The sequence below is a fragment of the Micromonospora sp. CMU55-4 genome, from assembly GCF_011602315.1.
In the GTDB taxonomy this organism is placed as follows: domain Bacteria; phylum Actinomycetota; class Actinomycetes; order Mycobacteriales; family Micromonosporaceae; genus Micromonospora; species Micromonospora chalcea.
The window spans coordinates 507,033-521,747 of the sequence record NZ_JAAOLH010000001.1; the positions used below are offsets into that span (position 1 = coordinate 507,033).

14 protein-coding genes and 3 tRNA genes are annotated in these 14,715 nt (G+C 71.0%); 7 read left to right on the forward strand and 10 right to left on the reverse strand.

Features of this window, described 5'->3' with window-relative positions:
* The first annotated feature begins 40 nt into the window (after positions 1 to 40).
* The gene (locus HA073_RS02340; protein WP_205795775.1) at positions 41 to 1,267 is read left to right on the forward strand and encodes a helix-turn-helix domain-containing protein; all 1,227 of its coding nucleotides are present in this window, start codon (positions 41 to 43) and stop codon (positions 1,265 to 1,267) included.
* A 6-nt stretch (positions 1,268 to 1,273) separates the two neighbouring features.
* On the opposite strand, the gene HA073_RS02345 is transcribed toward HA073_RS02340, so the two are convergent.
* Positions 1,274 to 1,954 (reverse strand): YdcF family protein, encoded by a 681-nt coding sequence (locus tag HA073_RS02345; RefSeq protein ID WP_181373748.1) that lies wholly within the window; start codon positions 1,952 to 1,954, stop codon positions 1,274 to 1,276.
* Between the two features lie 234 nt (positions 1,955 to 2,188).
* On the opposite strand from HA073_RS02345, the gene HA073_RS02350 reads away from it, so the two are divergent.
* On the forward strand, positions 2,189 to 3,076 hold the full coding sequence (locus tag HA073_RS02350; RefSeq protein WP_043330585.1) for a hypothetical protein: 888 nt from the start codon (positions 2,189 to 2,191) through the stop codon (positions 3,074 to 3,076).
* On the opposite strand, the gene HA073_RS31235 is transcribed toward HA073_RS02350, so the two are convergent.
* From HA073_RS31235 to HA073_RS02365, 3 genes are all read right to left on the reverse strand, one after another.
* On the reverse strand, positions 3,069 to 3,494 hold the full coding sequence (locus tag HA073_RS31235; protein ID WP_084789521.1) for a DUF4326 domain-containing protein: 426 nt from the start codon (positions 3,492 to 3,494) through the stop codon (positions 3,069 to 3,071). The two genes, HA073_RS02350 and HA073_RS31235, sit on opposite strands and share 8 nt — an antisense overlap.
* 143 nt (positions 3,495 to 3,637) lie before the next feature.
* Positions 3,638 to 3,713, reverse strand: a tRNA-Lys gene (locus HA073_RS02360).
* A gap of 63 nt (positions 3,714 to 3,776) precedes the next feature.
* Positions 3,777 to 6,839 carry a VWD domain-containing protein gene (locus HA073_RS02365; protein WP_166455590.1) on the reverse strand — a complete coding sequence of 1,021 codons (3,063 nt, stop codon included), beginning with the start codon at positions 6,837 to 6,839 and terminating at the stop codon, positions 3,777 to 3,779.
* Between the two features lie 77 nt (positions 6,840 to 6,916).
* On the opposite strand from HA073_RS02365, the gene HA073_RS02370 reads away from it, so the two are divergent.
* On the forward strand, positions 6,917 to 7,651 hold the full coding sequence (locus tag HA073_RS02370; protein ID WP_166455591.1) for a trans-aconitate 2-methyltransferase: 735 nt from the start codon (positions 6,917 to 6,919) through the stop codon (positions 7,649 to 7,651).
* A complete protein-coding gene (locus tag HA073_RS02375) occupies positions 7,641 to 8,150 on the forward strand; it encodes an SRPBCC family protein (RefSeq protein WP_166455592.1) in 510 nt (169 codons plus the stop codon). The genes HA073_RS02370 and HA073_RS02375 overlap by 11 nt, the downstream gene beginning before the upstream one ends.
* A gap of 4 nt (positions 8,151 to 8,154) precedes the next feature.
* Here the strand turns inward: HA073_RS02375 and HA073_RS02380 are convergent, their stop codons facing one another.
* From HA073_RS02380 to HA073_RS02395, 4 genes are all read right to left on the reverse strand, one after another.
* Positions 8,155 to 8,988: a MerR family transcriptional regulator gene (locus tag HA073_RS02380; protein WP_166455593.1), complete on the reverse strand. Its 834-nt coding sequence runs from the start codon at positions 8,986 to 8,988 to the stop codon at positions 8,155 to 8,157.
* Between the two features lie 47 nt (positions 8,989 to 9,035).
* Positions 9,036 to 9,566 carry a kinase gene (locus HA073_RS02385; RefSeq protein ID WP_166455594.1) on the reverse strand — a complete coding sequence of 177 codons (531 nt, stop codon included), beginning with the start codon at positions 9,564 to 9,566 and terminating at the stop codon, positions 9,036 to 9,038.
* Between the two features lie 109 nt (positions 9,567 to 9,675).
* Positions 9,676 to 9,930 carry a hypothetical protein gene (locus HA073_RS02390; protein WP_043326130.1) on the reverse strand — a complete coding sequence of 85 codons (255 nt, stop codon included), beginning with the start codon at positions 9,928 to 9,930 and terminating at the stop codon, positions 9,676 to 9,678.
* A gap of 269 nt (positions 9,931 to 10,199) precedes the next feature.
* A tRNA-Lys gene (locus HA073_RS02395) sits at positions 10,200 to 10,275 on the reverse strand.
* 187 nt (positions 10,276 to 10,462) lie between these two features.
* On the opposite strand from HA073_RS02395, the gene HA073_RS02400 reads away from it, so the two are divergent.
* The 3 genes from HA073_RS02400 (at position 10,463) to HA073_RS02410 (ending at position 13,644) form a co-directional block, all read left to right on the forward strand.
* Complete coding sequence (locus tag HA073_RS02400) at positions 10,463 to 11,740, forward strand: Ig-like domain-containing protein (protein ID WP_069087503.1); 1,278 nt, start codon at positions 10,463 to 10,465, stop codon at positions 11,738 to 11,740.
* A 161-nt stretch (positions 11,741 to 11,901) separates the two neighbouring features.
* Entirely contained in the window at positions 11,902 to 13,215 is a 1,314-nt protein-coding gene (locus HA073_RS02405; protein WP_113971879.1) for an Ig-like domain-containing protein, read from the forward strand.
* Positions 13,216 to 13,362: 147 nt separating this feature from the next.
* Positions 13,363 to 13,644 (forward strand): hypothetical protein, encoded by a 282-nt coding sequence (locus HA073_RS02410; protein WP_166455595.1) that lies wholly within the window; start codon positions 13,363 to 13,365, stop codon positions 13,642 to 13,644.
* A 281-nt stretch (positions 13,645 to 13,925) separates the two neighbouring features.
* Here HA073_RS02410 and HA073_RS02415 read toward each other — a convergent pair.
* Positions 13,926 to 13,998: transfer RNA gene (locus HA073_RS02415), tRNA-His, on the reverse strand.
* Between the two features lie 90 nt (positions 13,999 to 14,088).
* Complete coding sequence (gene orn, locus HA073_RS02420; RefSeq protein ID WP_082931010.1) at positions 14,089 to 14,679, reverse strand: oligoribonuclease; 591 nt, start codon at positions 14,677 to 14,679, stop codon at positions 14,089 to 14,091.
* Between the last annotated feature and the right edge of the window lie 36 nt (positions 14,680 to 14,715).

The window sequence follows — 14,715 nt, forward strand, 5'->3', positions numbered from 1 at the left end:
TCCGGCGGCCTTCAGCAGGCAGGGTGACGGTGTGCGAGGAATGACGGACGACATGACGATCGGCCAGCGCGTCGCCTTCTACCGGCGTCGACGCGGGCTCTCCCAGGAGGTGCTGGCCGGTCTGGTCGGCAAGACGCAGGAGTGGTTACGCAAGGTCGAGACCAACCGGGCCGACCTCGACCGGCTGTCGGTCATCCGCGCGATCGCCAAGGCCCTCGACGTGTCCCTCGGCGACCTGATCGGTGCGCCGAGCCTGTTCGGGTGGTCGGATGACTCCGGGCGCGAGACGATCCCGGCCTTGCGGGCCGCGCTCCACGACTACCGTCACCTCGCGCCGGCGCTTGCCAGCACGGTGGACGTCGAGGCACCCGCCCTGCGCGAGATCGAGAACGACGTCGCCGAGATCTGGACCGCCTACCAGCACTCGCGGTACGGCACCCTCGCCCGCCGACTGCCCTACCTCATCCACGACTGCCTCACCGCCACCGAGGCGTACGACGGCGACGACGGCCAGCGCGCGCATGCGATGACCGCCTACGCGCACCAGCTCGCCGCGTTGTTCCTTACCAAGCTCGGCGAGGGCGACCTCGCGTGGACCGCTGCCAGCCGAGGGCTGGCCGCCGCCAACGTTAGCCAGGATCACGTCGTCATCGGCTCACTCAGCCGCTCCGCCGCACACTCGCTGGCATCCATCGGGGAGTACGCCCAAGCCCTGGGCCTCGCCGCCACGGCGGCGCGGTTCCTGGAACCCCGGCTCGCCAAGCCGACTCCGCAGCTGCTGTCGGTCTACGGCAGCCTGCACCTCGTCTGCGCGCTGGCCGCCGCCCGAGACGACGATCGCGCCTCGGCCGACACCCACATCACCGAGGCCGACGCCGCCGCGAGACGGCTCGGCGCCGACGGCAACCACGTGTGGACCGCGTTCGGCCCGACCAACGTGTCGATCCACAAAACGACCGTGGCGATGGAACTCGGCGACGTGCAACGCGCCATCGCCATCGGCGCCCCACTCGACACCAGCACCGTGCCCGTCGAGCGACAGGTTCGGCACGCCATCGAAACCGCCCGAGCCCTTGCCCGGTGGAACCGCATCGACGACGCGCTCGCCGCGCTCCTGGACGCCGAGGTCATCGGCCCCGACCAGGTGCGCTACCACTCGCTCTCCCGCGACCTTGTCCGGGACATCCTCACCCGCCCCCGGCCACCTCGACTGGCCGTCGAACTCAGCGACCGGATGGGCGTCCGGTCGGGAGGACCGCGCTGGTAGCTGGGCTCAGATCAGCCGGCTCGTGTAGCCAGCCGCTACCAGGCGCTCGAAGGCCTCCCGTACCTCGTCCGGCATCTCCTGGGGGATCGCGAACCCGCGCTCGGCGTACACCTCGATCCGCTGCGTGTCGCCGACCAGCATGTCCACCACCCGCCGCGGGTCGCCGATGCTGCGCACGTAGTCGTCCAGGTCGAGCGGGTTCGACGCGCACACCACATCGACCTCGGGCCACATCAGCCTGCAGGTGGCGTAGGCCCGACGCTGCTGGTACGGCCGAGACATGATCAGCACCGACTTCACCGGGATCCGGTGTTCGGTCAGGAGCCGACGCGAGTACTCCAGGTTCTGCGCGGTGTTCGTGGCACGTGGCTCCACGAGAATCGCTTCCCCGGGTACACCCTGCTCGATGGCGTACTCGCGGTAGTGCACTGCTTCTCCACGCGGAAAACGCTCGACGGTCGTCGGGGCGTTCGCGCCCGTGAACACGATCCTTGGGAACAGTCCCTCGTGAAACAAGCGCGTCGCGATGACAGCCACGCCGAGGTCATGACTCCCCAACCCGATTCCCACGTCGCACGGGCGCAACTCGTGACGCATGTCGTGGTAGCGCCACAGCGTCTCCACGTCCGCTCGGATCGCGTCACGGATCGCCTCGGAAGGTGCCGCCGCATGCCGGTTCATCAGCACCTACCAGTCCGGTCCGCGCTGGGTTCCCTCATGCCGCCAGCGTAGGGGTAGCAGGGCAGCGGCGACGAAGCGCCACACACTGAGAAAATGGTTACCGAAAGTGACGGATTCACGCGAGCCCTCCGCGTCAGCGTTCAGCTGATCAGCCACCCCTCGCCCCGGCCGCCTAGCGCCAGCCCTCCAGATGTGAGACTGTCTATGTAACTGAATGTGCCTGTGCAGCTGCATTTAGCGATGTGGGTGGTTCCGTTGGAACAGCTTCCATTGTGGGGACCGAGCACCGACGAAGAGCCGAGACCGAAACCAGTCCTGGCACGACCAACGAAACTCCGCCTTCTGATCACAGTGAAAGCGGCACCCAACCCCTCCGCGCAGTACGGGGAGACTGTCTGCGTCGGGGCACTCGGCATAGACCCACCCTGGACGGGCTGGATTCGCCTCTACCCAATCCACTACCGGCACCTCGATGACGACGGCAAGTTCCACAAGTACGACATCATCCACGTCGAGGCACTCCCAGCCAGGCAGGACCAGCGGCGCGAGAGCTGGAAGCCGATCGTGGACACCATCACCACCGAACGGCATATCGCCAATCGGCAGTCGCGTCGGAACCTTCTCGATCCACTCGTCGAAGACTCCATGTGCCGACTCAACAGACAGGCCCGCGACGACCCGAGCGCACGATCGATCGCTCTCATTCGCGCGGCCGACATCTCGGCGCTTAAGGTCAAGCGACACCCCGGCTGGTCGGCGGAGGATCGCAGGAAGATCACTGGCTACCTCAACCAGCTCGACCTACTGGAACCGGCCAAGCGCAGCCCGCTTCAAGCACCGCGCTTCACCGGCGCCTACCGCTACCGCTGCGCGGACCGTCATTGCCGCGGTCACCAGCAGACACTCTGGGACTGGGAGTTCGTCGCCCTACAGCGTCGCCTGAGCAAGCTCACCGACGCGGAGGCCGAGGAGCAGCTGAGAGACAAGTTCCTCACCCAGCTCTGCGCCGCCGACCGCGACGTCGCCTTCTACGTAGGCAACCAAGCGGCACGACCGCAGTCCTTCAGCATCGGCGGCGTCTACGCACCAAGACGGCCCACCGCCCGGTACCGGCTGCACGTCAACTAATGAGGTCGGCCAGCACGTCGGCATGGCACGCATCCTCGACCCGACACCAGCACGCCAACTGCTTCCCCGCGAGTTCCCGACGCGCCCGCTCAACAAGGGCTGGCTGCCCCACAAGCCACTGCCGATAGAGGCGTAACGCCTCCGCCCGATCATGCTTCCGCAGGCTAAACGGATTGGCCCAAGGAGAACGCCGCAACCCGAACCCCTGCCGCCCCACGTACACGGCACCCGGTGGTACCACCGGGTGATAGAGATCCCCCTGCACACGAACCCGAGGCTGTCCCCCCACGCCGCCAGCGTAATCGGCGACGACCGGCCCCGCGTGGATGCTCGAAGGAAGCGCGTCGACGCCCGGACTGGCGAATGCCCCAATGACCACGAAGGCCCGATGCAGGCTGGCCACCTCAGAGATGACCATGAGGGCAGTCGTCCACGGAACAACCACATGTCCCAGCAACCCCGGCCCGGTCCAACGGCTCCCGAGCACCCACCGAGCGACCACCCACGCACACGAAAAAGGCCCCGACCCGGCGTGAACCACCAGGTCAGGGCCTTGATCGTTGGTGCGCCGCCAGGGACTCGAACCCCGAACCCGCGGATTAAGAGTCCGCTGCTCTGCCAGTTGAGCTAGCGGCGCTCGCTGACAACGGGACGAGACGTTAGCACGCCCGCCCACCACCCCCGAAATCCAGGGTCGGCCTCACCGCAACGCCAGCGTGACCTGCCCGGTCGCGGCCCCCGACGGGTCCACCACCAGGGTGTACGCCCCGGAGGCCGGCAACACGGTCGGCCCGAGTTCACCGGCCCCGTTGATCACGCAGCCGCTGCCGACGGTGCTGCCGTCGGGCGCGCGCAGCGCCAGCACGCCGCACTGGTCCGGCAGGTCGGAGGCGGTCGCGCTCACCGTCACCGACGTGCCGGCGACGGCGGTGAACCGGTAGCCGATGACCGCGCCGGGCCGTTCCACGACGGCGACGACAGGTGGCCCACCGGGCGTGATCGCCGCCTCCCGGTCCCGGCTGGTGACCAGCCGCAGCGTGGTCGTGCCGGTGCCGCGTTCGGTCGGGTCGACCACCACCGTGTACGTCCCGTCGGCGGGCAGCACCGTGCCGTCGACCTCGCCGGTCCCGTTGATCACGCAGCCGCTGCGCAGCAGCCGCCCCTCGGCGTCCCGCAGCTCCAGCGGCGAGCACTGGTCGGTGAGCGTGCTCGTCGGCACCTCCACGTAGACGCGCTCGCCGGCGCGCCCGGTGAACCGGTAGCGTGCCCGCGCGCCGGGTTGCTCGACGGTGGCGGTGACCGCCGGGCCGTTCGGCTGCAGCGTCCCGTCGCTGTCCCGCGCCGCGTACACCCGCACGACAGCGCGGCCGGTGTCACCGGGCGCCGCGACGACCCGCAGCGCGTACGTGCCGGTGGCGGTGAGGTCGACGCGGTCGACGTACCCGTTGCCCTTGATGTTGCAGCCACTGGCGATCTCCCGGCCGCCCGGCTCGGTGAGCACGTACGGCGAGCAGCGGTCGCCGATCCCGGGCGCGGTGGCGTCGACGAAGACGGCGTCCCCGGCTCGCGCGGTGAACGTCAGCGGCGCGCCGCCGGGGGTGAGCGTGGCGGCGGCGACGGGTACGGCGGTGATCGGGGTGGCCGCCGGTGGGGTGACCCGTTCGGTGCTCGCGCCGGCGACGGCGAACTCGGGGCGCCCGCTGACCGCGACGTCGAAGACGCACTCGGCGAGCTGGGCGGGCGCGGTGACGCCGGCCCAGCGGCACACCTGTTCGGCCGCCGCGCGCCGGGCCGGGTCGAGGTCGGCGACGGTGACCTCTCGTTCCGGGAACGCGCGGTCGGTGAACGTGCCGGTGTCCTGCCCGTCGTCGTAGTGCAGCAGCGAGCGGTCCGCGGCGATCCGCCAGCTGTCCGCGTACGCGGGATAGAGCTTGCCGAAAGGCACCGGCTGGGCCAACGGCGCCCCGGAGGCGGGCGCGATGTCGTCGGCCGGGTCGCCGTCGAAGTCGCCGAGCAGTCCGCGTACCTTCCCGGCCCGGGAGTCGGCCAGCCGCACCAGGATCCGGTAGCCGTACCGGCCGATCTGGTCCACCGCCGCCGCGGACCCGTCCGGCCACGTCACGTCGTACCCGTCGGTGGGGCCGGTGTCCGACGGGCGGCGGGTGAGCGTGCCGCCGCCGGCCAGGTCGGTGCGGTCCGGGGGTACGGCGAGCGGCGCGCCGTCGACGTGTACCCGCGTGCCGCCGTCGGTGAGGGTCAGCGCGACGCGGTGCGCGCCGACCCGGAACGCGACAGCCGAGTTGACCGAGGCGGTCCGCGTGCCCGCCATCGGGGCCTGCCGCACCTGCACCTCCAGCGGGTCGCCACCGGTGGAGGCGACCAGCGTGAACTCGCCGACTGCCTGGAAGTCGTAGGCGACCCGGTCGAACGTGACCAGGTGCGGGTCGCCGTTGCTGCCGCCGCAGTCGGCGCCGTCCTCGCAGAGCTTCACCGGCCCCTTCGGCGGCGGCGTCTTCTTGGCCGGCTTCTTGCACTCGTCGAGGCTCTTCGGCAGCGTCTTCCCGTCGTACTCGGTGCGCGGCGGCAACCCCTTCGCCGCCCGGTAGCGGTTCTCCGCGAGCGTCGCCTTCACCTCGGCGGTACGGATGCCGGTGCCGCCGCACTCGCCCTGCGGCACCGCGTTCCGGGAGATGTCGTCGGCGTGGTTCAGCTCGTGGTACAGCGCGGCGCAGGGGTCACGGGCCACCCCGTCGCCGTACGGGTCGGTGGAGGTCGGGTTCCACGTGACGGTCGAGGAGCCCTTGCCGTCGGCGCTGTCCGGCGTCTCGAACGCGCCGGAGCCACCAGTGGTCGGGATGATCCGCACCCGGGGACTCTTCTTGTCGCGCAGCCTCGGCAGCAGGCCGGACGGATCGCCGCCGGGAACCGCGAACCCGGCCAGGCAGCCGTCGACAGCCGCCTGGAAGTCGACGCCGCTGACCGGCACCCCGGCGGTCGGGTCGACGCCGTAGTCGGCCCGCGCCGCCCGGGCACCGCCGACGACGTACGCGCCGACGGCGACCAGCAGCAGCGCCACGACGGCGGCGGTCGGCCGGCGTCGTCGGCGTACCAGCAGCACGACCAGCGCGACGACGAGCAGCGCGAGGACTCCCCCACCGACGAGCCAGAGCCAGCGTCGGCCGGGACCGCCGTCGTCGGACACGGTGAACGTGCTGGTCCGCAGCACCGTCGCGCCCGCGCACAGGTCCGCCGCGCCGGCCACCGGCAGCGTCACGTAGCCCGCTGTCACCTCGTACCGGCCGGGTGCGCCGACCGGCCAGAGCGTGTCCAGCCCGCCGCCGTCCGGCGTGGCGGCCACCGAGCGGAGGACCACCTCGCCGTCACGCAGCCGTACCCCGGTCGAGGTCACTGTGGCGGTCGCGCCCGGCTCCACCGTGGTCAGTCCGGCGGTGGCGGCGGCGCCGATCCCGTCGTCGTGGAAGCTGCGGGCGAGCGTCGGCGCGACGTCGCGCCCGTCCCGGCGTACCCCGGTGATCTGCACGGTGCCGACGGCGCTGGTGGCGAGCGCGCAGGCCGCGCCGGTGGTGTTCGTGACGGTGAGGTCGAGGCGGACCTGGTCCCCGGCGCGGTAGTCGGCCTGACCGGGCCGCAGCGCCAGGCCGAGGCCGCCGTCGGCGGGCGCCGCGGCGGCGCTCGCCACCCCGGTCGCCAGAGCGGTCACGAGTACGCCGAGCGCCGCAGCCAGCCGCAGGGTCCACCTCATGGTGCGGACTGTAGAAGCGGGTGGGCCGGTTTCCGCGCGGTCTGTCGGGGACCGGTCGGAGCCGTATCCTGCTGGTGATGAAGCTCTTCGGTACGGTCGCCGACCTGTACGAGCGCGCGCGGCCCGGTTATCCGCCGGAGATCGCCGAGTCGATCCTCGCCTACCACGGCGGTACCCCGGCCTCAGTGGTCGAGGTCGGCGCGGGCACCGGGAAGGGCACCGACGTGCTGGCCCGCCTCGGCGCGCCGCTGACCTGTGTGGAGCCCGACGCGCGGATGGCGGCCCGGCTGGCCGAGCGGTTCCCGGACGCCCGCGTCGAGGCAACGACGTTCGAGCGGTGGTCGCCGCCCACCGGCGGGGTGGACGTGCTCGCCTGCGCGATGGCCTGGCACTGGCTGGACGCCGCCACCCGCAACGCCCTGGCCCGGCGCGCCCTGGCACCCGGCGGCACGCTCGCCGTCTTCGGGCACCGCTACGACTACGCCGACGCCGGCCAGCAGGCCGCCGTCCGGGCCGCACTGCGATCCGTCGACCCCACGGTCCGGAAGCGGCCCGTCGACTGGTTCCACCAGGACATCCTCGACAGCGGGCAGTTCGGCGACGTACGCCGCGAGGTGTTCCGGCGGGAACTGCCGCTGGACAAGGAGCGGTACCTGGCGCTGATGCGCACGTTCGGGCCGTACCTGTCCCGGACCCCCGAGCAGCAGCAGCGCGGGATCGCCGCCCTGGACCGGCTGGTGGACGACTTCGGCGGCACCGTCGTGCTCGACCTGCGGACCACGCTGGTGCTGGGCCGGACCGATGCTCGGTGACCGGTGGGGCGTGTCGGACGACGAGACGCTGGGCCGCTACCCGTGCGACGACTTCGTGCCCGCGCCCACGTTGCAGGCGTGGCGCGGGGTGAGCGTGGACGCACCACCGGCGGCCGTGTGGCAGTGGGTCGGCCAGATCCGGCTCGCGCCCTACTCGTACGACTGGATCGACAACCTCGGCCGCCGCTCACCGCAACAGTTGGTGGACCTTCCCGAGCCGGTGGCCGGCGAGCCGTTCACCACCGCGGGCGGACGGCGACGGGGCCGGATCCTCGCGGTCGACCCGGGCCGTCACCTCACCGCCTCGATCATGGACGCGGTCCTGTCGTACGTCCTGGTGCCGGATGGCGGGAACACGACCCGCCTGCTGCTCAAGGTCGTGATGCGGACGAACCCGGTGATCGCCCTCGGCGGATGCCTCGGTGACCTGGTGATGGCCCGCCGGCAGTTGCTGAACCTCAAGCGGCTCGCCGAGGAGGGCGCGGTTCCGGGGCGCTGATCCGTCACTCCGGGCGTCGCTCGACCGGCGCGCTGCTGAGCACGCCTTCGGGGCGGACCTCCTGACGCAGACGCGCCAGGTTGACGAACCGGTCGCCGTCGACCGGGGCGGCGTCGAGCAGGCGCAGGACCACAGTGCAGTACTTGGCCATGGTGTTGCGGCCCGGCATGAAGATGGACAGCTCGTCGTGGGCGTCCGGCGTCTGCACGAACAGGTCGGCAGGCAGGGACGGCAGCGTCTCCGGGGTGTCCGCCACAGCGACCTTGACCGTCCAGAACGGCCCGGTGCCGTCGAGTACGCGCCGGTCCTGTTCCGGCGTCTCCAGCGCCAGCGTCCGCCACGGCTCGCCCAGGCAGGTGAGGCCCGCCTGCCGCACGGCGGTGACCAGTTCGGCCGCCGCCGCCTGGATGATCTCCTCGGCCCGGTCCCACTCCTGCGCGTCCCGGCCCAGCGGCGTGCCCGGCACGAGCCGCGCCACCACAGTCGTGGCCGGCACGTGCCGCAGCCGCGGCTCCGGCTGCGCCTCGAAGACGGCGCGGGCGGCAGCGATCGCGTCCGCCTGCGCCTGGCGTTCCCGGCTGACCTCGTCGCTGTGCCGATCGAGCAGGGCGAGCGCCTGGTCCGGTTCGTCGAGGGCACGCCGGACGAGCTTCACGCTCATCCCAGTGTCCCGCAGCAGCGTGATCAGCATGGCGCGTTCCACCTGCTCGAAGGCGTACGAGCGGTGGCCGGTCCGGTCGTCGACCTCGGCGGGCACGAGCAGCCCTTCGGCGTGGTAGAAGCGCAGCGCCTGCGGCGACAGGTGACACATCTGGCTGAACTCGCTGATCGACAACATGATCCCAGCCTGCCCCCTTCAGTAACCGCAAGGGCAAGCGCCGCCGCCTAATGCTGGGGCAGCCCGGCGGCGGCCGCGATCGTCTCGACCGCCTGCTCCAAGCCGGTGCTCTCCGGGAGGACGAGTTCGCCGGGCCAGCCCAGGATGTCGTGCGCGGTGTACCAGCCGCTCATCTGCTCGGCGGTGAACTCACCGGCCTGCGGGCGGGTCAGATGCCGGCGCAGCGTCTCGGCCAGCGACACGTCGAGGTAGCAGAACAGCGACCGCCCCCGGTGGCCGTCCCGCAGCGAGGTCAGCATGTCGCGGTAGCGGCCGGTGTACAGGATGCCCTCCAGGACCACGTGGTAGCCGTGGTCGAGCGCGAACCGGACGGTCTGCTCGATCAGGGCGGGCGCGACGCCGCCGGGCTTGTCCCGTTCGCGCAGGACGATGCGGCGCAGGTAGTCCTGTTCGACGAGGGCGCATCCCCGGCCGTGCCGGTGTCGTAGCTCGCGGGCGATGCTGCTCTTGCCCGAGCCGGAGTTGCCCCTGATGCAGACGAGGACCGTGTCCGGGCTCCCGGTGGTCTCAGCGGGCACGGCGCCTCCCTGGCTTCGGCTGCCGCGGTCGGATGCCGACGGCGGCGGTCGCCCGCCGGCGCTGCCCCTGGCAGTCCGACGGGCGACCCGGCCCGGGCGCTCCGGGCTACTAGGCCCGGGTGATCACCAGGAACGCGTACCCGATCACCTTCGTGCCGTCCCAGTTGTACATGGGGCGGCACGCCTGCGGCTTCGTCCACGACGACTGGTACTTGGGCCGGGCTTCGTTGCAGGCCTTCAGGGTCGGGTAGGTCGGGCTCGAGTAGTCCGCGTACGCGGGCACGCCCAGACCGAGCACCAGGGCGCCCGCGACCGAGGTGGCGGCGACGAGGCTGCGGATCCGCGGCCGTCGGAAGGCTTTCACGTCTTCTCCCATTCTCATCATCGTCGCCCGACCGTCCATCGTGGTCGCACGACCATGATCAGCTTAGGTCGGCGGCACAAGGCGCCCCGACGGGCCGGTTCCACCCCGCCACCAGGCTGGCCGCGCTCGGTGGAACGTCATGGGTGCCTCCCGGCCCGTTTGACACCGATGGTGTTCCACCCACGGACGATCGCCCCGCGGCCCCGGCGGGCGGCGTACGCGAAAAAGGCCCCGAGCGGCGTGGAACGCCTGCTCAGGGCCTTGCTCGTTGGTGCGCCGCCAGGGACTCGAACCCCGAACCCGCGGATTAAGAGTCCGCTGCTCTGCCAGTTGAGCTAGCGGCGCTCGCTGACAACGGGAAGAAGATTAGCACGCCCGCGGAGCCGGGTTCCAATCCGATACCGGGGTCCACCCTTCGGTCGAGCTTAACCGGCGAAAGCGGTCAAAACGGTCACAAGATTTGGTACGGGGGCGGGTCAGATGGCGTCGATACGGCACGATGTCCGCCAGGCATGTGAGGACAGGGGTGGGCATGGGCAGGTTCTCGCGGGCCGGGGCGACGGTGGGCGCCCTGGTCCTCACGGCGTCGCTGGCACTGACCGGGTGCGGCGGCGGCGACGAGGGGAAGAAGCCGGCCTTCGAGCCCGGCCAGCAGCAGGTCGGCGGCGTCTCGGCCTCGGCGCCCGCCGACCCGAGCGCCGCCCCGACCGGCGGCGCCCCCGCGGCGGCGCTGACTGTCAGCCCGGCCGACGGCGCGGCGAGCCGGCCGGTCAGCACCGAGATCAGCGCCCGCATCCCGGGCGGCGGCACCGTGTCGAAGGTGGTGCTCGCCACCGCCGACGGCACCGCCGTCGCCGGACGGATGCGACGGGACGGGTCCAGCTGGGTGCCGTCGGCCGCGCTGAAGTACGGCACGAAGTACACCGTCACCGTCACCGGCGCCGGCAAGGACGGCCAGACGTACGAGGGCACCAGCACGTTCACCACGATGGCCAAGCCGAAGTCGATGATCGGCTCCGGGCTCTACCTGTTCAGCGACAAGACGTACGGCGTGGCCATGCCGGTGGTCGCCGAGTTCTCCCCGGGCATCCCGAAGAAGGACCGGGCCGCCGTGCAGAAGCGGATGTTCGTGCAGACGGACCCGCCGCAGCCCGGCGCCTGGCACTGGGTCGACAACGGCACCCAGGCGTACTACCGCGCCCCGGAGTACTGGAAGACCGGCACCACGATCACCGTACGGCTGGCGCTGGCCGGGATCCCGCTGAGCAACGGCCGCTACGGCAACATCGACCGGAGCGCCACCGCGAAGATCGGCCGCGCGTTCGAGATGACCGTCGACAACGCGACGAAGCGGATGACGGTCTCCGAGAACGGCACGGTGATCCGTACGCTGCCGGTGAGCCTGGGCAAGAAGAGCACCCCCTCCTCCAGCGGCACGATGGTGGTGATGGAGAAGAAGGAGTCCACCGTCTTCGACACCCGCAGCGAGCCGGACCCGGCCAACCGGTACGTCACCGAGATCGACTTCGCCCAGCGGATCACCTGGGGCGGCGAGTACATCCACGCCGCGCCCTGGTCCGAGGGCGTGCAGGGGCGCCGGAACGTCTCGCACGGCTGCGTCAACGTGTCGATGGCCGACGGGCGGTGGCTGTTCGGCAAGACGCTCGTCGGTGATCCGATCACGGTGAAGGGCACCGAGCGGCGCCTCGCGCCGGGCAACGGCTGGACTGCCTGGAGCTTGAGTTGGTCGGAGTTCGTCGCCGGCAGCGCGCTGCCGGTGCCGGAGGGCGGGCAGCCCGCCCCGTTCTGACCGGCGTACCGTGGTCGGACACGCCACCTCCGACGAAGCGCCGGGCGGCCGTGGAATCGTTACATCCCGGCGGGGTGTTCCGGTTCACGCCCGGCAACGCGTAAGCGCTCCGGCGCGTCTGACCTGAGACGACGCCGAACGGCATCACTTGTGAGGGAATCATGCGAGCTGGCCAGGACGAACCGATCAGGGGCGGGAGCGCCCCGCGCGTCGGCCGCCGCCGCGCGCTGGCGGCCGGGGTGCTCGCCGCCGCGTTGGCCCTGACCTCCGCCTGCACCGGCGGCGGTGGCGGCAAGCCGTCGAGCTGGCAGGGCGGCGGCGACGGTGGCGAGAAGGCCCCGAAGGCCGCCGCCACGATCAGCGAGCCCGCCGCCGACGCCAAGGACGTGCCCGCCTCCACCGCCATCGTCTTCACCACGACCGAGGCGCAGGAGACGACAGTCGAGGTGAAGGACTCCGCCGGCAAGGCCGTTGACGGCGCGGTCGCCGCGGACGGCAAGAGCTGGCTGCCGGCCGGCGCCCTGGAGTACGGGCAGACGTACACCGCGACCGTGACGGCGACCGGCGACGACGGCAAGCCCGCGACCGCCACCAGCACGTTCACCACCATGGCGAAGCCGGCCAAGCAGGTCCGGGTCACCAGCTTCCTCGGCGACAACCAGGTCGTCGGCGTGGCCATGCCGCTGATCGTGAAGTTCGGCCGGGCCATCCCGGAGGACTACCGCGACGACGTCCAGCGCCGGATGATCGTCACCGCCAAGCCGGCCCAGGAGGGCATCTGGCACTGGGTGAGCCCGACCGAGGTGCGCTACCGGCCCAAGACGTTCTGGAAGCCGAACAGCACCGTCAGCTACAAGGTGCAGGCGGGCGGGCTGCCGCTCGGCGGCGGCTGGTACGGCCGGTCCGACCTCACCGTCGACGTCAAGATCGGTCCGTCGTTCGTGATGACGGTCGACAACCGCACCAAGCGGATGACAGTCACCCGCGACGGCAAGGTGGTCAAGACCATCCCGGTGAGCCTCGGCAAGAAGAGCACCCCCTCGTCCAGCGGCACGATGGTGGTGATGGAGAAGCTCCGGCACACGGTCTTCGACACCATGGAGGAGCTGGGCCCGGAGGAGGGCTACCGCACCGAGATCGACTACGCCCAGCGGCTCACCTGGGGCGGCGAGTTCATCCACGCCGCGCCCTGGTCCGAGGGCGTGCAGGGCCGGTCGAACGTGTCGCACGGCTGCGTCAACGTCTCGATGAAGGAAGGCAACTGGCTGTTCGCCAACACCCGCATCGGTGACCCGATCACGGTGAAGGGCACCGAGCGCAAGCTCCAGAACGGCAACGGCTGGACCGACTGGAACATGAGCTGGGAGGAGTACGTCAAGGGCAGCGCCCTGCCGTACGAGCCGCCGGCCGCCGACACCCCGGACCCCGACACCACGCCGGACGCCGGTACGCCGAGCGTCGAGCCGACCCCCTGACCTCGCGCACACGACGAAGGCCCCTCCGGAAGGAGGGGGCTTCGTCGTGAGGAGACACACAGGCCATGTCTTGTCGGGACCGCGCTCGTTCCCCTCATGGCCGGGCGCGCCATGGACCTTCCGTCAGCCGGTCGTTGAGGTGGTCAGATGAGCAGCGCGGCCTGGCTCGACGAGTCGATGCGTCAGCGGCCCGACCGCAGCGGCATCTACGTGCTCGCAGCGGCGGTGATACAGACCGGCGAGGTCGAGATGGTCAGGTTCGACGCTGCCAGGCTGGCTCCGACGCCCCGGGCCCGCGTTCACTACCGGGACGCGACCGACGGCGAACGGCGCAAGATGGTCCAGGCCGTGGCGTCCATGACTGCAGCGGTCCAGCTGCTCGCTCCGCTGACGCCCACACTGAGAGTGTCCGAGATCGAGCTGCACTGACTGTGAACATGCGCGGGGCCGAGGTCCCGGTCTGCCCCGGGAGTCCTCGGCCCGACTTCCGACCACATCCGCGGACTGATCGGCTCTATGTACCACCCCAGTGTAGGCGTGCTTCTCCGGGCAGGAAGCACATCGCGTCGATTTCCAGCCGGAGTTCGAACGCCTTCCGCAGGGGAGACGCGCACTGGCGGGGCCACGACTCCCCTGCGGTGCCCCTGAAACGACTCACGCCCCCTCGAAGGAGGGGGCGTGATCAGGCAGTGGAGCAGATCCACTATCGGGGTGACTGATGGGAATTGAACCCACGACAACCGGGACCACAACCCGGTGCTCTGCCAACTGAGCTACAGCCACCATGCTCGCCGCTTGCGGTTGCCCGGGCGGTGCGCGGACTAATAATAGCCACACTCCGGCCGACCCCGTCCACCGGGTTCGGCGCGGGCGTCAGAGCTGGGCGGCGATCGCCTTCGCGGCCTCGACGTCCGGGCCCGGCAGCGGCACGAACACGGTCCGCCGGTAGTACTCCAGCTCGCGGATGCTCTCCCGGATGTCGGCGAGCGCCCGGTGGGCCAGGCCCTTCTGCGGCTGCCCGAAGTACACCCGCGGGTACCAGCGCCGGCACAGCTCCTTGATCGACGACACGTCGATCATCCGGTAGTGCAGGTGGGCGTCGAGCCGGGTCATGTCGCGGGCCAGGAAGCCCCGGTCGGTGGCGATCGAGTTGCCGCACAGCGGCGCGGTACGTGGGTCCTTCACGTAGCTGGTCACGTAGTCGAGCACCATGTCCTCGGCCTCGGCCAGGGTGACCGTGGAGCGGCGCACCTCCTCGGTGAGCCCGGACTTGGCGTGCATGCTGCGCACGATCTCCGGCATGCCGTCGAGCACCTCGTCGTCGGCGTGGATCACCACGTCGACGCCGTCACCGAGCACGTTGAGATCGGGATCGGTGACCAGCGCCGCGACCTCGATCAGCGCGTCCCGCCGCAGGTCCAGCCCGGTCATCTCACAGTCGATCCAGACGAGAAGATCAGCCACCGGAACAGACTACGCGCCGCCGACCCGCCCGCGCCT